Below are 19,699 nucleotides of genomic sequence, written 5' to 3'. Positions count from 1 at the left end.
CACTCCTAATTTTAAGATAGATTCATACAGTCCGTTTTTTATAAAACGGTAGTATATATACAATAAAATTAAAGGGATGCCTCTTGCATATTTTAATATATTTTTCATCTTTATTTTTCCTTTATCTACAATAGCCTACACATTACTACTACATTATCTTATGCTATTTTTTATATGTGATTTTTAAAAAGATATAATTGAAAAGGCAAGATATCTAGACATCTTGCCTTTCCAATTCGTTTAGTATTGTTTTAACAATGTAATGATTAGTTACACCCTACTTCACAAGATGGGTTTGAAAACCACCCTCCTTCATCATAGTCCATATATGGATTTCCACTTGAACAGTTAAGCGCATTCATAGCTGCAGCACATTGTTCTAATGGGCTATCAGAAAGAAGCTCTACAGCGGCATCTATAATTACTACTACAATAATCACAACGCAAGGAGGGCAAACTCTTTGGTTGGACTGTAAGAAAGAAAGATCTCCTTCAAAAGTTACATTTTCTGCAGTGATTCCTAAATCGCTTGTCATATCAAACGTATAATACCCATTATGCTCTTTGATATTATTTATCGTTAAAGATTCTCTTGTAATTGGATTTGTAATTACATACTCTTGAATAACATCACTTCCTCTTTCTCTACGTATTTCTAAAGAAGAATTTTTAACACTTTCATTAATGATCGTATACGTTTTTTGCCCTGGTGCTGTTCTTGTTACTGTACCATCACTATTTGTCTGGAATGTAATATCCCCATAACGCAATGTGCTTTGTGGAACTTGGTCGTCTGTAGAATCATCATCTATAGTAGTAGTAATAACTTCTATGTTTTCTGCCTCTAAAGAAGACTCATTAGAATTTTCGTCTGTACTACAGCTAAAGAAGAATGCAAATGCTGATGCTAAAAATAAATACTTGAAATTTTTCATAATTATTGTTTTTAAAAGATTAATTAAATGTTGTCCGTTTTGAACAGTTCAAAAGTTGGATTTTTTTGAAGCTAACACAAGGGAAGGCAATCGACATTCCGTGAATCTTAAGTCGAGATTCGCGGAATTTTAAAAAACCAAAAAACATATAAATACCTAACAATCAAATAATTAAAATTAAAAATATTTCTTTTTTAATTTTAATAAAATCATACCTAAACTCATTAAGGATCTTCTTAAATATCACTTATAATTCTTTAATTTAAATTGATTATTTTCCCAAAAAATATAATTCATTAATGACCTCCCCCTTAAAATCCACGAGTTGGCATATTAAAATCATATACTTTTTATGCTTAAGTAGTATTTGTATAGGACAAGAAAAGAGTGATTTTAAAATTCCAGACTCTCTTTCTGATAAGTCTTATTCATATCTGTTTGGCAAGTTTCGTACAAGTTATAAGGATACTGTTTCTGCCATGCTGTATTTAAAAACATCATTAGCAAAAGCGACAAATGAAGATGATAAACTAAAAAAAGCAATCACATTAAATACACTTTCTGCTTATGAAGTAGATAAAACCGAGAAAATTGCACTTATTGAACATGCCATTTTTGAAAGTGAAGGATTAGAGAGTATTGAATTAATTCCCGTTTATACAAATATTGGAGGTATCTATCATGATTATTATGAATATGACAAAGCACTCATATATTATTTAAAGGCATTAAAGCTTGTTGAAAAATATGAAATAGAAGAATATCAATATATTCTACTTACCAATATCGCCAAAGTAAAAGAAGGTATAGGAAAGCATGATGAAGCTTTAGAACTTTACAAAAGATGTTTTGAATATGGAAACACAAAACAACCTATTGACACGATAAGAACTATTACCAATGTTATAAACATCGCAGAGTCCCTCCGTCATAATAAAAAATACGATTCTGCCACCTATTATTATAATACTATTATAGATATTGCTAATCAAGTAATCCCTTCATATGGAAAGATTTTAACTATTAATGAAGGAATAAATCTTTATTATAAAAAAGATTACATAAGCGCACAAGAATTATTAAAAGAAGGATCTTCAACATTAAAATTAAATCCAGAGAGTCAAACCTATTATATCCTATCGCAAATATACCTTGGCAAAATACAGCAACTTCAATATAAAAATCAGGAAAAAGCAAAATCCTATTATTTAAAAGTAGATTCTATACTTACTAAAACAAAACTTGTACTTCCAGAAGCAAGTACTGCTTATGATTTTCTTATTTCATATTACCAAGAAAAAAGTGATTTTAAAAACCAATTGGATATTACCAATAAATTTCTAGAACTTAAAACAATCATCTCTTCTAGAAATTTAAAAACAACAGATAGACTTTATGCTGACTTTGATACGCCACAATTATTAAAAAGCAAGCAAGTATTAATAGACAAATTAGAAGATCAAACGAACACTAGAACCATATATCTAGGACTCTTAATTTTACTATCAATGCTATTATTTATTATTCAATATAGCAGATACAAGAAACATAGAAAACGGTATAATGTTATTATTTCAGAGCTCAACAATAAAGAAAAGCCAAAAACAACTAGTCCCAAAACTCCTATTACTACAACGCCTGTTCAGAAATTAAATATTGATGATACGGTAATTACTTCTGTCTTGAAAAAATTAGATGAGTTTGAAGCTAAAAATGAGTTTTTAGTACCTAATATTAATATTACTTCATTAGCAAAAAAATGTAGTACTAATACTAAGTATCTTTCTAAAATTATAAATATTCATAAGGGAAAATCGTTCATTAACTATATTAATGATCATAGAATTGATTATATCTTAAAAGAATTAAAAGAAAACAAGACTTTACAGTTATACACCATTAAAAGTATTAGTGAAGAAGCGGGCTTTAATACCGCTGAATCCTTTGCTACTGCCTTCAAGAAGAAAACAGGCATCAAACCCTCTTACTACATAAGAAACCTTAAAAATGATACAACTATTTAGTCGAAATTCCTGAAATTTCGAGATAAACAAGGCATTTTTCCTTTGCATAGCTCGTTGAAAAAGATAGATTTGTTCCAAATAAAAAACAAAAAATAAATCTCATGAAAAAATCAAAAAAAGTACTAAGCTTAAACAAATTAACTATATCAAGATTAAATGATTCAGTAGCTATTATTGGAGGTACGGGAGGTATTGTAACAAGACATACTAAAAATCCCGATATCTGCCCAACGGGAACTGCAACTTGTCCAGAAACATTTTATTTTACTTGTAAATCTTGTTTTAATGATTGCGATAATCAAATTATGACCGAACAAAATTGTTAATTGTCTTATTAAAAACCATATTATTAGAATAAAATTAAAGAGGGCGTTTAATTTATAAACACCCTCTTTTAGTATGTAATTAAGCATCTTTATGTTCAAAAATGCCAATTTATTTTTAATATTAATGATGCTAACAACCAAGAGTGCAAACATCCATGCAAGCAGCATAATGTGATCTGCATCCATTAGAACTAGCAAGACAACTGTTATGGCAATCAAAATAGCATTGACTTGCCCCGTTTATTGATTTCTGTTCTTCTCTATTTAAAACCTTAACTTTCCCAATGTTTGAAATTAGTTTTTTCATAATACATAATATTTAAAAAATAATAAAAGTCTTGACCATTTAAAGACACTCAAGGTCTATGTCTACCCTTCACTAAAAATAATTCTATTGATTCGAGTTACCTTATATCAATTAAGGTATAAGGCCTCGTTAAATTCAAAAAAACGAAACAAGATAAACACTTAACGGTCTATCTTGTTTTGTTGGTAATATTAAACTATGTGTGGAGTTTTAGTATAACATGAACTTCCATTCCAAGCACAAGCTGGGTTTGCAATACACTCATGTTGTAGTACTATTTTACTACAATAATCAAAGAAAACACCTCCAAAGCCTCCGTTAATTTGTTCTTTTTCAGATTTGTTTAATTCCTTTCCTAAATTTGAAATTGATTTTAACATAATTCGTTGTTTTTTAATAAATTAATTGAACTCTTGATCGTTTAGAGACATTCAAGGTTTATGTCTACTCTCCTTAAAATAGTATGATTGGAGTACCTCTATAAAACTCAAATATGAAAGGCTTTTAATAGATAAACAAGAAATGAATATCGGAATTCTTAGAATTAAAAGTCGGAATTCTTAGAATTCGAAAAAAAGAAAAGGCAGTGTAAAAAACTAATTTTCATCAAGTTACAACACTTATTGCAAGCACACTTTATGCTAAAGACAAACCTTCCCTTCTTTTTAAAATAAATTGACTATTTTTCAAAAAACATAATGTTAATGATCTATTTGTTGAGATATAGACGAAGTTATCTTTTCTTGCTATTCACCCTATGTATCTCATACACTATTCTTGCTCAAGAAGAAAAAACATATGTTATTCCAGACTCTCTCACAGGAAAATCATATGATTATTTACATAATAAAATCCAACAGAATCCTACTGATACCATTTCTTCTATAGTATATATAAATAGCTATTTGGCAAAAGCAATTGGAGAAGACAATGCCTTTAGAAGGCACTATGGATATCTTTTTCTTTCTTATTATGCAAGAGACAAAGACACCAAATTTAATTATATAGAGAAAGCATTACGGGAAAGCAAAAATATCGATGACATATATAAAATATACCTATATATTTATATTGGAACTGTCTATTATGATTATTACGACTATGAAGCAGCTATAGAAAATTACATTAAGGCACGTAAACTCTCTGAAAGTATTGATAATAAAAAATCTAAATATATCATATTAAATAATATTGCATTAGTAAAAGAAAATATAGGCAAACATGATCAGGCACTAGAGTTACATAAAGAGTGTCTTACATATAAAATATTAAAGAATGATACGATAGGAATCATAGGGACTACTCTTGAAATTGCAGAATCTATGCGTAACAATAAAATGTACGATTCTGCTACTTATTATTACAAAACTATCATAGATAAGGCTTATAGAAATAATACTACATATGGAGATATTATAACCATAAATGAAGGGGTTAATCTTTTCTTTAAAAAAAAGTACCTAGAAGCAGAGTCACTATTACTAAAAGGATATTCTCAAATAGACCTAAATCAGGAAAGTCAAAAATATTATATCCTAGCGACACATTATTTAGGAAAAATACAACTAGCACATTATAATAATGCTGAAAAAGCAACAACCTATTTTACTAAGGTAGATTCATTGGTTTCAAAAACAAATGCAGTTGTACCAAGTACTATTGAGGCTTATGAATTCCTAATGACCTATTATGACAAAAAAGGTGATAGACAAAAACAACTAGAGATAATCAAAAAACTTTATGAACTAAGAACAACTATTTCTTCTAGAAATTTAAATACTGTTGATATGCTTCATTCAGAATTTGATACTCCGCAACTTCTAAAAAAGAAAGAGCTACTTATAAAACAATTAGAGGGTAAAGCAAGTACTCTTGCAACAAGATCAGTTTATTTGGTCATTTTCATTATATTTCTTATTGCACTATTTATACTACAATTCAATAGGCATAAAATATATAGAGAGCGATTTAACAGTATCATTTCAAAATTAGATAATAAAGAAATAAAAAGCACTCTTAATCATGACACATCTAATACTCCCAAGCTACTTTTAGAAGGTATTGATGACACTACAATTACTGCTATCTTACATAAATTAGATCAATTTGAAAAAAAAGAAGGATTCTTACAAAAAGATATTACACTAGCCATTCTTGCTAAAAAATGTGCTACTAACACAAAATACTTACCTAAAATCATTCATATCCACAAAGACAAATCATTTGTAAATTACATCAATAGCCTTAGGATTGATTATATTTTAAAGGAGCTAAGGGAGAACACTATACTACAAAAGTATACCGTCAAGACCATTAGTGAAGAGGCAGGTTTTAATACTGCAGAATCCTTTGCAAGGGCCTTTAAGAATAAGACTGGGATTAGACCTTCTTACTACATTAGAAATCTTAAAAAAAAGAAGGCAATTAGTCGTAATTCTAAGAATTACGATTAATTAGTGATATATATTACCTCAATAAAATTAAATAAGAAGTAGATTTCATCAATTTTAATAAACACATTATCCTTATGAAAAAAAACAAAAAAACACTTAATCTTAATAAGCTAGTCATATCAAAATTGACAAACTCTTCAACTATAATGGGAGGTAGTGAATTAAATTGCTCTCCAACAGAGTCAAGAATACCAGGTGTTCCTGTTTGCGCTCCTGATCCTAGCGAGACTTGTATGAATTGTCCAAGCATTCGCGGTCATGCATGTTAATCATACCCTCGTAAACAACTGATAATACCTACAGATACCTTACTAGTTACATAACTCTTCAGGTAATTGTGTGCTTTTACGAAAATGCATAGTATACACATTAAAAAAGGCAGGCTATTTCTAGCCTGCCTAATACGTTAAATACATAGAAAAAGACATACAAAAACTACAATATATATCTTCTTCTATGTCTCAGATTATATTATACTATGTGTGGAGTTTTAGTATAACATGAACTTCCATTCCAAGCACAAGTTGGGTTACTAAGACACTCTTGACTTGTGGTAATATTGCTACAGGAATCAAAGAAAACTCCAAACCCTCCATTAATTTTTTTCTGCTCTGAGCTACTTAAAGCTTTTCCAAAGTTTAACAACTGTTTTTTCATAAATTAAATTTTATCGATATGAATAATTGATTGTGAACATTTAAAGACACTCACATTTGCGTCTCACTTATAATGTTCCATTACATAAAATTTTGTTACCCTTAGAAGACAAAAAAATTATACACTTAAGACCTAACCACCTTATTTACAATATTTTTTAGCAAACAGTATATCCCTTTCTTTTGCTTCAAATCAGGAGTTTAACTATACACTATTTTGCAACCTAATAATAGAAAAGCAGATCGTAATACTATTAGTTAACAACTTATAATAACTACAAGCACCTTCCGTTGTATAGCTCGGAAGGTGTTTATATTTTAGAGCACTTTTTGCGAGGGTGCATTTTACGCTTTCGCGAAAGCGTATACCAGAAAAATAAATAATCCAATCCTGTTTTACAGGGATAAAAAGTTACCCGTCTTTACGGGCAATTCATATGAAGCAATACCACGACCTCATGCGCCATGTGCTCGAAAACGGAAATGAAAAAGGAGATCGTACGGGTACAGGAACCAAGAGCGTTTTTGGGTATCAAATGCGTTTTGATCTCTCTGAAGGCTTTCCAATGGTCACCACAAAAAAACTCCATTTAAAATCTATTATTTATGAACTCTTATGGTTTCTGAATGGAGATACCAATGTAAAATACCTGCAAGAAAATGGCGTGCGTATCTGGAATGAATGGGCTGATGAAAATGGAGATTTAGGACCTGTATACGGTCATCAATGGCGTAGTTGGAATGGTGAAGAAATTGATCAGATTGCGGATATCATAGAAACGCTTAAAACCAATCCTAATAGCAGACGTATGCTTGTAAGCGCATGGAATCCAGGTGTGCTTCCTGATACCTCAAAATCATTTTCAGAAAATGTAGCCAATGGAAAAGCTGCATTACCGCCTTGTCATGCTTTTTTCCAATTCTATGTAGCCAATGGAAAATTAAGCTGTCAGCTCTATCAACGCTCAGCCGATATTTTCTTAGGTGTTCCTTTTAATATTGCCAGTTATGCCCTACTCACTATGATGATGGCACAAGTATGTGGGTATGAAGCGGGAGATTTTATACACACTTTTGGTGATGCTCATATCTACAGTAATCACTTTGAACAAGTGGAGTTACAATTGTCTAGAGAATTACGTACTTTACCCACTTTAAAAATAAATCCTGAGGTAAAAGACATTTTTGGCTTCAAATTTGATGACTTCACCTTAGAAAACTATGATCCGCATCCTCATATTAAAGGAGCTGTCGCAGTTTAAACTACAATATAAACTAAAAAGCAAATCAAAAAAATGAAGAAATTAGCCCTAGTTCTTTTCGTATTAGCAAGCACTGTATCCTTTGCACAAGAAGGTGTATCTATGAAACGTACCACCACACTTACCATTAGTGAAGTACCACCTACATGGCCAGGATGTGATGGTTCTATTAATCAAAAGAACAATTGTTTTAGACAGAAATTAGCAAATCACGTAGTACGTGGTTTTAAATTTCCTGCAGGACATAAAAGTGGAACTCGTGTTGTGGTTGATATGATTATCAATACAAAAGGACGTCCAGAAATCAAAGGAATGGAAGGTGGATCTAAAGAGCTACAAGCAGAGATCAAGCGCAAAATCATGTCTATGCCCGATGTAAAACCAGGACACTCTGGAGGAACTCCAGAAGTACGTAAATACAAGCTTCCGTTTACGTTTTAAAGATGCGAAATTTACTTATTATAACATTCTTATTCTTTTCCCATGGCCAGCTATTTTCTCAAGATGTAGAAGAGGTAGAAGATACAGGAGAGATAGTAGATGTTCCTTTTGCTGTCATAGAAAATGTCCCTGTATATCCTGGATGTATTGGGGAAGACAATGATGTATTAAGAAAATGCATGGCTAATAATGTTTCTGCATTTGTAAATAAGAAGTTTAATTTAAGAAAAGCTTCCAAAGGTCTTGAACCAGGTAATTATGAAATCTTTGTATTCTTTAAAATAGACAAAGAAGGGTACATTACAAATATAAGAAGTCGTGCTCCTAATGAGAAAATAGAAAAAGAAGCTATTAAAGTAATTGAAAAACTTCCAAGAATGAAGCCTGGAGAATTCAAAGGCAAGAAAGTTGCTGTTATTTACACACTTCCTATTACATTTAATGTAGAATAAATCGAAAACGGAGAAGTTATGCATAAAATTGCCCTGTTGCTTTTTATTATATTTTTTATTCCAATAAACGCACTACTTGCTCAAGAAGATGTAGAAATTATTGAAATAACAGAAGAGACAACACCAAAGGATATTCCATTTGCTGTCGTTGAAAAAGCACCTGTATATCCAGGATGTTTTGGAGATGATAATAAAAAACTTAAGGAATGTCTTTCTTATAACATCTCTGCTATTGTGAGTTCAAACTTTGATATAAAAAAAGTATCAAAGGGTCTTGAACCTGGTAAACATTATCTTTATGTTGTTTTTAAAATAAATAAAGAAGGCTATGTGACAAATGTAAAAGTCCGAGCCCCAAAAGAAAAATCAGAAAAAGATTTCGAAAAAGAAGTCATCAGAGTAATGAAAAAAATTCCTCAAATGGAACCTGGGCAACAAAAGGGAAAAGATGTAAGCGTCCTGTATTCCTTACCTATTTCATTTGAAACAAAATAACAACTAGAAAAGAATAATCATGAATAAAATCACCTTGTTGCTTTTTATTATATTTTTTATTCCAATAAATGCACTACTTGCACAAGAAGACGTAGAAATTATTGAAGTCACTGAAGATGCTATTCCTGAAGGCTTACCTTTTGCAACTGTTGAAAAAGTCCCTGTATTTCCTGGATGTACAGGTGAAAATAACGCTACGTTAAAAAAGTGTATGTCAAAAAATATCTCAAAACATGTAGCTGAAAATTTCAATGTTGATGAAGCCTCAAAAGGAATGGTAACATACGGTAAATACAGAGTCTATGTAAGTTTTAAAATAGATACAACTGGTGTTATTACAGACATAAAAAGTTATACACCAACTCAAGCACCAAGTCCAGCACTAAAAAAAGAAGCTGTCCGTGTAGTGCAACTACTCCCTAGATTAATTCCAGGTCAGGATAAAGGAAAAAACGTAGCCGTATTATATACATTACCTATTACATTCAATATACCAAAAGGTGATTCTAATCGTAAAGGAGGGTAAGAAGTTTTTTCTATAAAATTACTTCAAAAGACACTTTAACTATGTCTTAACGTGTGTTCGCTTTCGCGAAAGCGTATAAAATTAGTAACTTTGAGAGTGACCTATAGATGGTCACTCTTTTGCTATGATAACAACTCAAACCCTCCTCGACTTTTTTAAAGAAACTAGAGCGCATACAGAAACCATCTGTGCCCCTTTACAAACAGAAGATTACGTCGTACAACCTATTGTAGATGTATCTCCGCCTAAATGGCATTTAGGACACACCACATGGTTTTTTGAAGAATTTATATTAAAACACCACAAGTCAGGATACACCATCTTTAGTGATGACTTTGCTTTTGTATTCAACAGCTATTATGAAAGTGTTGGTAAACGAGTAGTTCGTACAGATCGCGGTAATTTATCAAGACCTACGGTTGCCCAAGTATATGCATATCGCAACTATGTCACCGAAGCATTAATAGAACTACTTGAAGAAAACACCAATGATGAGATCGTAAAACTGTTGACCATCGGTATCCATCACGAAAAACAACATCAAGAGTTATTACTTACAGATATCAAATACATATTAGGCAACAATCCTTTGATGCCTGTATATGATGGGCATTTTTCTGAAAACAGTATAGAATCACAATCCCAAAAGTGGATTTCTATAACCGAAGGTATTTATGAAATTGGACATCAAGGCACTGATTTCTGCTATGATAATGAACTAGGAAGACATAAAGTATATCTTCACGACTTTGAGATTTCTAACAGGCTAGTTACTAATGGCGAGTATCTAGAGTTTATAAATGCAGGAGGCTATAAACAGACCTTATTATGGCATGCAGAAGGTTGGGATTGGGTACAAACACAAAAAATTATAGCCCCTTTATATTGGCATCTTATAGATAATAAATGGCATCAATATACCTTTAAAGGGCTTCAAAAAATAAATATAGAAGCTCCTTTAGCACATATCTCCTATTATGAAGCATTTGCTTATGCGCAATGGAAAGAAATGCGTCTTCCAACTGAGTTTGAATGGGAAGTTGCCCAATCACAATTCAATTGGGGACAACGCTGGGAATGGACAGAAAGTGCCTACCTACCGTATCCAGGATATGCAAAAGAACCAGGCGCTTTAGGAGAATATAATGGTAAGTTTATGGTAAATCAAAAAGTATTACGAGGAGGTTCTGTTGCTACACCAACTCACCATACACGACCCACCTATCGCAATTTCTTTCAAACGGGATTACGCTGGCAATTTACAGGCCTCCGTCTTGCTAAATAATTGAAAGATCACATCAGCTATTACGACCAACTAATCATATGACTACAAAAACAATCACATATACTTCTACCTTTGAAGAAGACGTTGTAAAAGGGCTTACTGCTTTCCCAAAATCATTATCATCAAAATACTTTTATGATAAAAAAGGGGATAAGCTTTTTCAAGATATCATGGCAATGCCTACGTATTATCTTACCAATAGTGAGTTTGAAATTATCTCTTCTCAAAAAGAAGCCATAAGTGCATCTTTTCAGGCAGAAAACGGATTTGATCTTATTGAACTAGGCGCGGGTGATGGCAAAAAGACGAAAGTCTTATTAAAATATTTAGCCGAACAAAACATTGATTTTTCATACTTACCTATAGACATAAGTCAAAATGTATTAGACGGCTTAAAAGAAAGCGTTGAAAAAGAAATTCCAGGGATAGATATCCAACCGCAACAAGGTACTTATTTTGAAGTCTTAGAAGATCTAGCATCCTATAATACACGCAAAAAAGTGATTATGGTCTTAGGATCTAATATTGGGAATTTACTACACCCAAAAGCTATTGAGTTTTTAGAAAATATCCAAGAAGGTATGAATCCTAATGATTTAGTGTTTATGGGATTTGATCAAAAGAAAAATCCGCAAACTATACTAGATGCTTATAATGATAAAGAAGGAATCACTGCTGCATTTAATAAAAATGTACTCCATAGAATTAATAGAGAGCTAGATGCCAATTTTGATGTAGATGAGTTTTTACATTGGGAAGTATATGACCCAGAAACGGGTACTGCAAAGAGTTACTTAGTAAGTAAAAAAGAGCAAGAAGTACGTATTAATAAATTGGAACTCGATGTGAATTTCAAAGCTTGGGAAACCATTCATACAGAAATTAGTCAGAAATATGATGACGCCGTGGTAAGTTGGCTTGCAGATGAAGCAGGATTGCAAATTGCAAATCAATTTACAGATAGTAAAGGGTTTTATAAGAACTACCTATTTAAAAAGAAGTAGTATTCACTTTAACGCTATGCTCTCCCTTTTGGTCGTGAATCTCGCGAGCTCGATTTCGCGAAAGCAAAAAAGATATATCCCTTTTTAAATTTAAATCTAAATTAATAATTGCGAAACGCAGAAATATAAATTACTATGAAAGCCATTTGGAACGATACTATTATCGCAGAAAGCAACAATACTATTGTTATAGAAGGGAATCATTATTTCCCACACGATAGTATCAAAAAAGAATTTTATACCTCAAGTGACACCCATTCTATATGTCCATGGAAAGGACAAGCACATTATTACACCTTAGATGTAAACGGGAAACAAAATGCAGACGCTGCTTGGTTCTATCCAGAAGTAAGCGAGCTGGCTACCAGTATCAAAAACCATGTTGCCTTTTGGAAAGGAGTTCAAGTGGTAGAATAGTCTATTACAATCCATTCTTTTTTAGCAAAAAGTAACTTACTTGTAATACAAGTAATAACCCCATAGCTAGTACTTGCATAAGCACTACTTGAAATAGATCATGATGAAAAAACACAATTAGCACAATTTGTAAACCTCCCATAAGTGCTGCAATAAGAACAGGGATATAATGATCTAATGATAAAAAATAATATGCAAAAATATTAGACACCGCAAAAAAGGAAGTGGCAAGTGCATACCACCCTAATAAAGGAGCTATAGATATGTATGCATCTCCAAATAATACTTGAACTGAAAATACAGGAAATAAAAATGTACACCCAACAATAGCACATGCTAATACGATAATATATCCCGTATATTTGAGAAGTACAGGTTTTGTATTTTCTCCTTTTTTCTTTTTATCTACGACGGTGGGTAATAGTAACATCACAAACATCCATGTTACAAAATATACCACACGACCTATTAATGCTAATGAGGCGTATAATCCCGCTTCTTGAGCAGGAAAATAATGCTTCACTAATAAGATGTCGCTATTATTACAGATAATCTGAGTAAGCTCATAACAGCCAGTAAGTATAAAAAAGTTGAGAATAGATTTCTTGTCTTTGGCAGACAGTTGAATTGTAGGATACACGTTACCTTGTTTCTTTTTAAGCGGAAAAACACCTGCAAGAAATGACACCCCAATCCCTATCGCTACTGCTATAGATGAACTTATCTGAAACATACTAATTAACAAAAAGGTAAGGGCTAATCGTGTAAACATTTCTAACTGATACGTAATAGAAAGATTGATAAAATCTTTACTTCCTTGAAGCTCTCCTCTACGCACACTCATGATAAAATAAATAGGAATTGCAATACCAAAGATCACAAACATACTATGCGATTCTGTTCGGAAAATAGCATGCAAATCTTTTGCAAACCATACAACACCAGCACCTAGTACTAATGCAAAAGAAACAGCATAGGTATAACACATTTTTATAAAACGAGAAAGGGTTGCCGACTCAAAAATGACAGTAAACTTTGCTACTGCAAGTTGAAAAGTCATCGCAATAAAAGACAACACTAATAATAGTGTAATCAGTATGACTGCATCAGAAAATGCTTTAGGGCCTAACACACGCCCTAATACTAGATTATATAGATAATTCCCGCCGTTTACTAGAAACACACTGATCATAAAGAATTGCTCTGGTGTAATTCGGCGTTTAAGTTGTTTGGTAAGGGCTAACATAAGGTTGATTTTAGTGGTGCGTTTGTGTTTTAAGAAGCAAGTTTGCTATACTGTAATTGTCTTCTATTAGTCAATACTTTTTTAAGACGCTGTATCATATAAACAACCTTATGATCTGTATCTTCTAGTTCATCTAAATTGATCATTACAATACTGCCTTCTTGAAGCTTTTCAAGGATATAACACTTGAGCTTTTTTAATTGACTTTCTTCACAAATACCTTTTAAATAATGCACGGTATTTTTTTCTTTAATAGTGAGTTTCATGGTGATGTTATTTTGGGGTTACTTATTTATTGATATAAGTAATACACTGGTTTTTCTTGACGTTTATATACCACTTGTAATGTATCAAGTTGGTTATTTTGACTGCTATTCTTGTGTACTACTTTAAGACACGTTTGATTTTTTATTACTGTAAATTCCATAGTCTGTGTGTTAATGTTGATACAAATATGGAATATCAACGTCAACTGCCGAGCTGTTTTTCGGCGAGTGGTCATTCTCTGTAGTTCAATGGTAAGAATCTTACTTTTTAGATAGAATTAGGATACTGGGTACGCTTTCGCGAAAGCGTATACACAACATATACAATACTATAGGAAACAATGTCTTACAAAGTATACTTTAGAGGTCAACATAAACAACAAGTAGCTGACCAATTGACGTTTATAGCTAGCGTCTGACCGCCAAATACCATTTACCTTCGACGAAACGTACGTATCTGTAGATTGTATCAGAGTAACTCAAACGTACCTTGCTATTGTAAAACAATCACCATGAAATTAGTACTTACAATAGTGTTATTATGTATAGGAATATACGGTCACTCACAAGAGATGGAAACAGGTTTCACCTATTTAGAAACGGGTCAATATCAAAAAGCCGAACATTTTTTTGAAGCAGTATTACAGGAATACCCTTCTAACAAGACAGCGCGTTTATGTTATGGACGTGCTATAGGATTACACGACAAAACACAAGAAGCAAAAGCATGGTTTACTTCGTTAAAATCAGACTACCCTACAGATTTTGAAGTAGCTTTAAATTATGCAGAAGCCTTACTTTGGAATAATGACTATCAAGAAGCTGCTACATTTTATAAAGTATTACTTACAGAACAACCTGAAAGCTTTTCTGCCTTATTAGGATATGCCAATACGCTTTCAAATTTAAAAACCTATGACAAAGCATTGATCTATGTAAACAAAGCTTTAGAGGTACAACCTGGCAATGCTAATGCTACGAATTCTCGTAAGTATATCCGCTTAGGAAAAGCTTCTGCACATATGCAAGAAGAGGCTTTTGGTGTAGCTATCAATCTTTTAAATGAAAACATGGTAGATTTTCCAACAGATAAAGATTCTCAAAGCTTGTTAGCAAATATCTATCTTTTTCAAAAAGAATATGAGAAAGCAACTACGGTATATACAGCCATGACAGACTCGGTGGCATCTTATACTGGGCGTTCACTTGTTGCTCATACTAATCATAAAGAAAAAGAAGCGTTATCCTTAGCAAAAAATGCAGTTACGATAGCGGTTAAAACTACAGATAGTACAAAAATAGTAATCGCTAAAGAGCGATATATACAAGCCTTATTATGGAATGGCAAATATGCAGAAGCAAGAATAGCTATCACACAATTATCAGAAGCATTTCCAGAAAACACAAAAACAGCTAGCTTACTGGCTACTTATGGAATGTATACTGGAAACTTTAAAAAGAGCATTGCTACCTATGAAAAGATGCTTGCTAAAGATTCGACATCTTTTGATGGAAATCTTGGTATTGCAAATGCGTATAGAGCACAAGGAAATCTTACCAAAGCTTACAGGTATGCACAAAAGACATTACAATTTTATCCAAATCAAAAAGATGCAAAAGGATTAATCAAAACTATTGAAAATACCCTTTCTCCAGTAGTACATACAAATACATCATATACGGTAGATAATGGAAATAATGAAGCGTATGCTATAATGGCGCGTGTAACTATTCCTTTTTCTGAGCGATTTAAAACGTTTGCTCAATATGGATATAGAACTACAGAAAATACGGTAAGCCAGCAAATGGCATACAATACGACACTGGGTCTGGGTGCACATTATCGTTTACTCAATAATACTTGGGTAGAAAGCACTTTAGGTTTTGTAAAAGCCAATGCTCCTTCTAATGAGTATACTGATGTAAATGGTTCCTTGTTTATAACGTCAAGACCATTACCCTTACAGTATCTAAAAGTGGGATACAGCAGAGAGTTACAAAACTTTAATGCCTCTCTTATTGATGAGAAAATCTTTATGAATAACTATACGCTGAATTACAATATGGGAACCAACTTTAATTTAGGCTGGTACACAGGATATACCTACACTTCGCAAACCGATGGAAATACTCGTAATTTATTATTTACTTCGCTGTATTATACATTCACAAAACGCCCTGTACTTAAAGGAGGTATTAATTACCAATTCTTAAGTTTTAAAAACCAAGTGCCTACTTTATATTTTAGTCCTTCAAAATACCAGGCGTTAGAAGCATTTTTAGACCTTCAGGGAAAAAAGAACAACTGGACGTATAGTGCCAATGTTGCAGGCGGGTATCAGTTTATAGAAAACAATAGCGCCACCAGTCTTTTTAGAGCTGAAGCGAAATTGACCTATGATCTCACTGGACGTTTTCAAGTAGGTGGTTACGGAAAATACAGTACTATCGCCTCAGAAACTGCTGCAGGGTTTGAATTTACTGAAATAGGTGTAAAATTAAGATGGCAGCTTACAAAGAAACCTCTATTTAAAATAGAGAAGTAGCATATTTTACTTTATAGTTTTAAAGAAAGAGGCTCCTATTCGCTTGTGAATAGGAGCCTCTTTTAGTTTTGTATATACATCCATTGAGGTCCTTAAAAATATAAGAAGTAACTTTAAATGTTCATTAATGATGAGCAAAATAAGAATAATCTAAAAACATATATTATGGCAAATGAATTATGGGGAACATTTTCAATATATGATCACAGAGATGCAATTTTCAGGAAGTCATTAATTACTTTTGATAGGATTGTCATTCCAATTCCCAATAAACCCATCGGAAATCAAACACTTGAAGAGCTTGAACAATTATATGCTGATGCTTCATATTTAGAAAAAAATGATGCAGCAATAATTTACAACTGGAATTCAGATGAATTTCAAGATTGGCAAAAAGATGTTTTAAGAGAAGCACTCTCTGTAAAAAGCACAGATAGTTTCTATGATTCAAGGTTAATGCTTCAAGAAAAAACAGAAGACTTGAAACCTCAGGGAGTAAATGAAATAACATCTTTACCAGTTTATGGAGCTAAAGAAGAATTTCTAACAACTTATTCTAAACTAAATCACGTAACTGAAGAAGGTGTAATTATAGAATTAAGTCAATTAATAAGTATTCCAGACAAAAATGCTCCTCTTGAAGAAATAATTGCTTTAAGAAATAGCAAAAGTTTTATCTCTGCAAAGGAAGCGTTTAAAGAATGGCAATTAAAAAAAATGCCCGAAGTTCTTGGGGAAAAATCGATCAAGAATATAAATTTAGCAAAAGAAGAATTTGAAAAAATGCTTCATAGATATGAAGAGGAAATAAACAATGGGAAATTCAAAAAAAGTAAAGCTGTAGTAACTTCTCTACTAGCTTTAGGCTCTATTATTACTGCCGCTTTTGGTGAAACTCAAACCGCTATTGCATTAATTTCTGGTGCCGCGCCAAATCTATTTTCACTCAAAGAAACTACAAGTCCTATATGGAAGGATTTAAGAGGTAAATCATATGAAGCAGCTGGAATTATTTATGAAGCAAATAGAAAATTATAAGCCAACAAATGAGTGAATTTGACACTGTAATGTCTGAAAGATCAGATTTTGAGCTTTACGAGATTATTTATTATAAAGAAGGCAGTTACAAACCGGAAGCATTAGTTGCTGCCAAAAATGAATTTAATGCGAGAGCTATTAGTTCAGAAAAAATTGCTCAATTCGAACAAAAGATTCAAAAAGCTAATCAACTAAAATTAGAAAAAGAAAAAGAAAAAACTGAACTCAAAAATAAAGCAATCAGTTATGGTAAATTCCTAATTCCCACAGAAAAAGATACGCTTCCAAAAACCATACTTTCCCTTTGTATTTTTTTGAGTATCTCCTACATATACTATTTATTTAATGATATTAGGATGATCATAGCCTTCTTTGAAGACATTGCAAATTGGGATCTAAGCTATATAGAATATTTATTTCCCTATATACTGTTTCCTATAGGTATATATGGATTATGGAAAAGTAAAAAATATGGATGGTATTTAATCGTTGGACTCCAAACATACTTAGCATTTTCAACTATTTATTCTGGAATAATTTCATATAAATATTCTATGGAGAGTACTGGCGGACTTTCTACAATACTAGACACTTTAATTCCAAGACCTACTATCTTAAGTATCATTTTACGTTTTGTAGTTTTATTTGGAATCGTATACTTTTTAAATCGGATTAAAGTCTTAGAAATTTTTAAAATTAAAAGAACCAACGGACTACTCTTTGTGCTTGTTGTTTTTGCTTTAACAAGTATATTATGGTGGGGTCTGGATTAAAATATGCTCAAAACTATAACTATCAACTTCTTACTGCTTTTTAAAGTTTTATACTGAGTATGCATTTATTAAATTAGACGCTTTAATAACGTAGTTTGTCTTACACAAAAATATAATAGTAGTTATAATGAAGAGAGTTATTCTATTTTTAATAGTCACTGTTTGCTTTTATTCTTGCAATTCACATAATGATGCGAATAATCAATCTAACAAAACGGCCTCTAAAAATGAAATGACCAAACCCAATGATACTATCATACATCTGCCGGACACAAAAGAAGTGCTTGTTCTAAGAACTGATTTTTCTAATGACAAGCAATGGGACAAAATTTGTGGTTTAATCACTCAATCTGTTAAGGAACTTGGTTTCAAACCGAATGTTGAGTTTTTAAGTGATACGAAATATGAAGGGTTGAAAAAGGAGCGGTTATTACATAGAAATAAAAGTTATACTCACCTATATATTTTTATGATTGATAGTACTACCGTAAACCACAATGAACATCCAATTTTATGCATTGACTTGTATGATCATCCAGGAGAAAGTTTTAGAGCAATCCCTTCTCAAATGTGGAACGTCGAGAACAACCTTTCTAATTCAAATATGGATTTCGAAGAATTCTTAAACGAAGCAGATACTGATGGAATATTTAGAGGATTAGAATAAACCGTCATTAAATGTTTTATCATGATACTTATTTCATATATATAAATCATATACTCTTATGGAATCCAAAACATTAAGACCGAAAAAAACAAAAAGCATAATACTTATAGTCGTTAGTATTTTATTTGTATTAGGAGGATTTCTGATGCTTGAAGAAAAATTCTTTGTAGGCGTTATTGCTATCATTTTCTTTGGACTAGGTGTTATCATATTTACAATCCAATTATTCCCAAACACTTCATATTTAAAATTAACCGAAGAGGGGTTTGAAATGCGAACTCTTTTCAAGTCCAATTTTACTAAATGGAGTGATGTTAAAGAGTTCAGCACAGATTATATCGGACCTAATAAAATGGTCATATTAAACTATAATGAAGAGCACACAAAATATAAAAGCGGAAAACAGATTGCTAAAATACTTTCTGGAAGCGAAGGGGCTTTACCTGATACTTATGGAATGTCTGCTAAAGCATTGGCGCAACTTATGAATGAATGGAAAGCTAAACATAATATGTAGTAATAATATGTATCACATTCTATTTTCAAATACAAAAAAGCCCCCACGGGCCCTACCCCAAGG

The 19,699-nt window shown here is 32.1% G+C and carries 22 protein-coding genes; 16 read left to right on the top strand and 6 right to left on the bottom strand.

The window, feature by feature from the left end; all coding sequences use genetic code 11:
• Nucleotides 1-266: 266 nt before the first annotated feature.
• On the bottom strand, nt 267-935 hold the full coding sequence (locus CHB80_RS12830) for a hypothetical protein (RefSeq protein WP_089371892.1): 669 nt from the start codon (nt 933-935) through the stop codon (nt 267-269).
• 299 nt (nt 936-1,234) lie between these two features.
• Between CHB80_RS12830 and CHB80_RS12825 the strand changes: the two genes are divergently transcribed.
• Nucleotides 1,235-2,959 carry a tetratricopeptide repeat protein gene (locus tag CHB80_RS12825; protein ID WP_089371891.1) on the top strand — a complete coding sequence of 575 codons (1,725 nt, stop codon included), beginning with the start codon at nt 1,235-1,237 and terminating at the stop codon, nt 2,957-2,959.
• A gap of 101 nt (nt 2,960-3,060) precedes the next feature.
• Complete coding sequence (locus CHB80_RS12820; RefSeq protein WP_089371890.1) at nt 3,061-3,285, top strand: hypothetical protein; 225 nt, start codon at nt 3,061-3,063, stop codon at nt 3,283-3,285.
• A gap of 498 nt (nt 3,286-3,783) precedes the next feature.
• On the opposite strand, the gene CHB80_RS12815 is transcribed toward CHB80_RS12820, so the two are convergent.
• Nucleotides 3,784-3,972 carry a hypothetical protein gene (locus CHB80_RS12815; protein WP_089371889.1) on the bottom strand — a complete coding sequence of 63 codons (189 nt, stop codon included), beginning with the start codon at nt 3,970-3,972 and terminating at the stop codon, nt 3,784-3,786.
• Nucleotides 3,973-4,296: 324 nt separating this feature from the next.
• Between CHB80_RS12815 and CHB80_RS12810 the strand changes: the two genes are divergently transcribed.
• Nucleotides 4,297-6,045 (top strand): AraC family transcriptional regulator, encoded by a 1,749-nt coding sequence (locus tag CHB80_RS12810; protein ID WP_179218153.1) that lies wholly within the window; start codon nt 4,297-4,299, stop codon nt 6,043-6,045.
• Between the two features lie 471 nt (nt 6,046-6,516).
• On the opposite strand, the gene CHB80_RS12805 is transcribed toward CHB80_RS12810, so the two are convergent.
• Nucleotides 6,517-6,702: a hypothetical protein gene (locus tag CHB80_RS12805; protein WP_089371887.1), complete on the bottom strand. Its 186-nt coding sequence runs from the start codon at nt 6,700-6,702 to the stop codon at nt 6,517-6,519.
• A gap of 436 nt (nt 6,703-7,138) precedes the next feature.
• Here CHB80_RS12805 and CHB80_RS12800 point away from each other — a divergent pair, with 436 nt between their 5' ends.
• The 8 genes from CHB80_RS12800 (at nt 7,139) to CHB80_RS12765 (ending at nt 12,583) form a co-directional block, all read left to right on the top strand.
• A complete protein-coding gene (locus CHB80_RS12800) occupies nt 7,139-7,963 on the top strand; it encodes a thymidylate synthase (protein ID WP_089371886.1) in 825 nt (274 codons plus the stop codon).
• Between the two features lie 33 nt (nt 7,964-7,996).
• A complete protein-coding gene (locus tag CHB80_RS12795) occupies nt 7,997-8,404 on the top strand; it encodes an energy transducer TonB (protein ID WP_089371885.1) in 408 nt (135 codons plus the stop codon).
• Nucleotides 8,405-8,406: 2 nt separating this feature from the next.
• Entirely contained in the window at nt 8,407-8,856 is a 450-nt protein-coding gene (locus CHB80_RS12790) for an energy transducer TonB (protein WP_089371884.1), read from the top strand.
• Nucleotides 8,857-8,874: 18 nt separating this feature from the next.
• Nucleotides 8,875-9,351: an energy transducer TonB gene (locus CHB80_RS12785; protein ID WP_089371883.1), complete on the top strand. Its 477-nt coding sequence runs from the start codon at nt 8,875-8,877 to the stop codon at nt 9,349-9,351.
• 19 nt (nt 9,352-9,370) lie between these two features.
• Nucleotides 9,371-9,877, top strand: coding sequence for an energy transducer TonB (locus CHB80_RS12780; RefSeq protein ID WP_089371882.1), 507 nt, complete (start codon nt 9,371-9,373; stop codon nt 9,875-9,877).
• Nucleotides 9,878-10,001: 124 nt separating this feature from the next.
• Nucleotides 10,002-11,162 carry an ergothioneine biosynthesis protein EgtB gene (gene egtB / locus CHB80_RS12775; RefSeq protein ID WP_089371881.1) on the top strand — a complete coding sequence of 387 codons (1,161 nt, stop codon included), beginning with the start codon at nt 10,002-10,004 and terminating at the stop codon, nt 11,160-11,162.
• A gap of 38 nt (nt 11,163-11,200) precedes the next feature.
• Nucleotides 11,201-12,166, top strand: a complete 966-nt coding sequence (locus CHB80_RS12770) for an L-histidine N(alpha)-methyltransferase (protein ID WP_089371880.1) — start codon at nt 11,201-11,203, stop codon at nt 12,164-12,166.
• A gap of 135 nt (nt 12,167-12,301) precedes the next feature.
• Nucleotides 12,302-12,583, top strand: coding sequence for a DUF427 domain-containing protein (locus tag CHB80_RS12765; protein ID WP_089371879.1), 282 nt, complete (start codon nt 12,302-12,304; stop codon nt 12,581-12,583).
• Nucleotides 12,584-12,587: 4 nt separating this feature from the next.
• Here the strand turns inward: CHB80_RS12765 and CHB80_RS12760 are convergent, their stop codons facing one another.
• From CHB80_RS12760 to CHB80_RS25020, 3 genes are read right to left on the bottom strand one after another with little or no spacing between them, the layout of a single operon-like run.
• Complete coding sequence (locus CHB80_RS12760) at nt 12,588-13,829, bottom strand: MATE family efflux transporter (protein WP_089371878.1); 1,242 nt, start codon at nt 13,827-13,829, stop codon at nt 12,588-12,590.
• Nucleotides 13,830-13,858: 29 nt separating this feature from the next.
• Nucleotides 13,859-14,095 carry a hypothetical protein gene (locus CHB80_RS12755; RefSeq protein ID WP_089371877.1) on the bottom strand — a complete coding sequence of 79 codons (237 nt, stop codon included), beginning with the start codon at nt 14,093-14,095 and terminating at the stop codon, nt 13,859-13,861.
• Nucleotides 14,096-14,121: 26 nt separating this feature from the next.
• Nucleotides 14,122-14,256 (bottom strand): hypothetical protein, encoded by a 135-nt coding sequence (locus CHB80_RS25020; protein WP_262486177.1) that lies wholly within the window; start codon nt 14,254-14,256, stop codon nt 14,122-14,124.
• Nucleotides 14,257-14,607: 351 nt separating this feature from the next.
• Between CHB80_RS25020 and CHB80_RS12750 the strand changes: the two genes are divergently transcribed.
• The 5 genes from CHB80_RS12750 (at nt 14,608) to CHB80_RS12730 (ending at nt 19,636) form a co-directional block, all read left to right on the top strand.
• On the top strand, nt 14,608-16,641 hold the full coding sequence (locus CHB80_RS12750) for a tetratricopeptide repeat protein (protein WP_089371876.1): 2,034 nt from the start codon (nt 14,608-14,610) through the stop codon (nt 16,639-16,641).
• A gap of 165 nt (nt 16,642-16,806) precedes the next feature.
• Nucleotides 16,807-17,679 carry a hypothetical protein gene (locus CHB80_RS12745; RefSeq protein WP_143337125.1) on the top strand — a complete coding sequence of 291 codons (873 nt, stop codon included), beginning with the start codon at nt 16,807-16,809 and terminating at the stop codon, nt 17,677-17,679.
• Between the two features lie 8 nt (nt 17,680-17,687).
• Nucleotides 17,688-18,452, top strand: a complete 765-nt coding sequence (locus CHB80_RS12740) for a hypothetical protein (protein WP_089371874.1) — start codon at nt 17,688-17,690, stop codon at nt 18,450-18,452.
• A gap of 127 nt (nt 18,453-18,579) precedes the next feature.
• Entirely contained in the window at nt 18,580-19,119 is a 540-nt protein-coding gene (locus CHB80_RS12735) for a DUF6924 domain-containing protein (protein WP_089371873.1), read from the top strand.
• Between the two features lie 58 nt (nt 19,120-19,177).
• On the top strand, nt 19,178-19,636 hold the full coding sequence (locus CHB80_RS12730) for an STM3941 family protein (RefSeq protein WP_089371872.1): 459 nt from the start codon (nt 19,178-19,180) through the stop codon (nt 19,634-19,636).
• Nucleotides 19,637-19,699 lie beyond the last annotated feature (63 nt).

Origin of the sequence: Dokdonia pacifica (assembly GCF_900188275.1) — a bacterium.
In the GTDB taxonomy this organism is placed as follows: Bacteria; Bacteroidota; Bacteroidia; order Flavobacteriales; family Flavobacteriaceae; genus Dokdonia; species Dokdonia pacifica.
The sequence above is the reverse complement of the archived record's forward strand: the minus strand, read 5'-3'. Positions and strand labels throughout refer to the sequence as shown.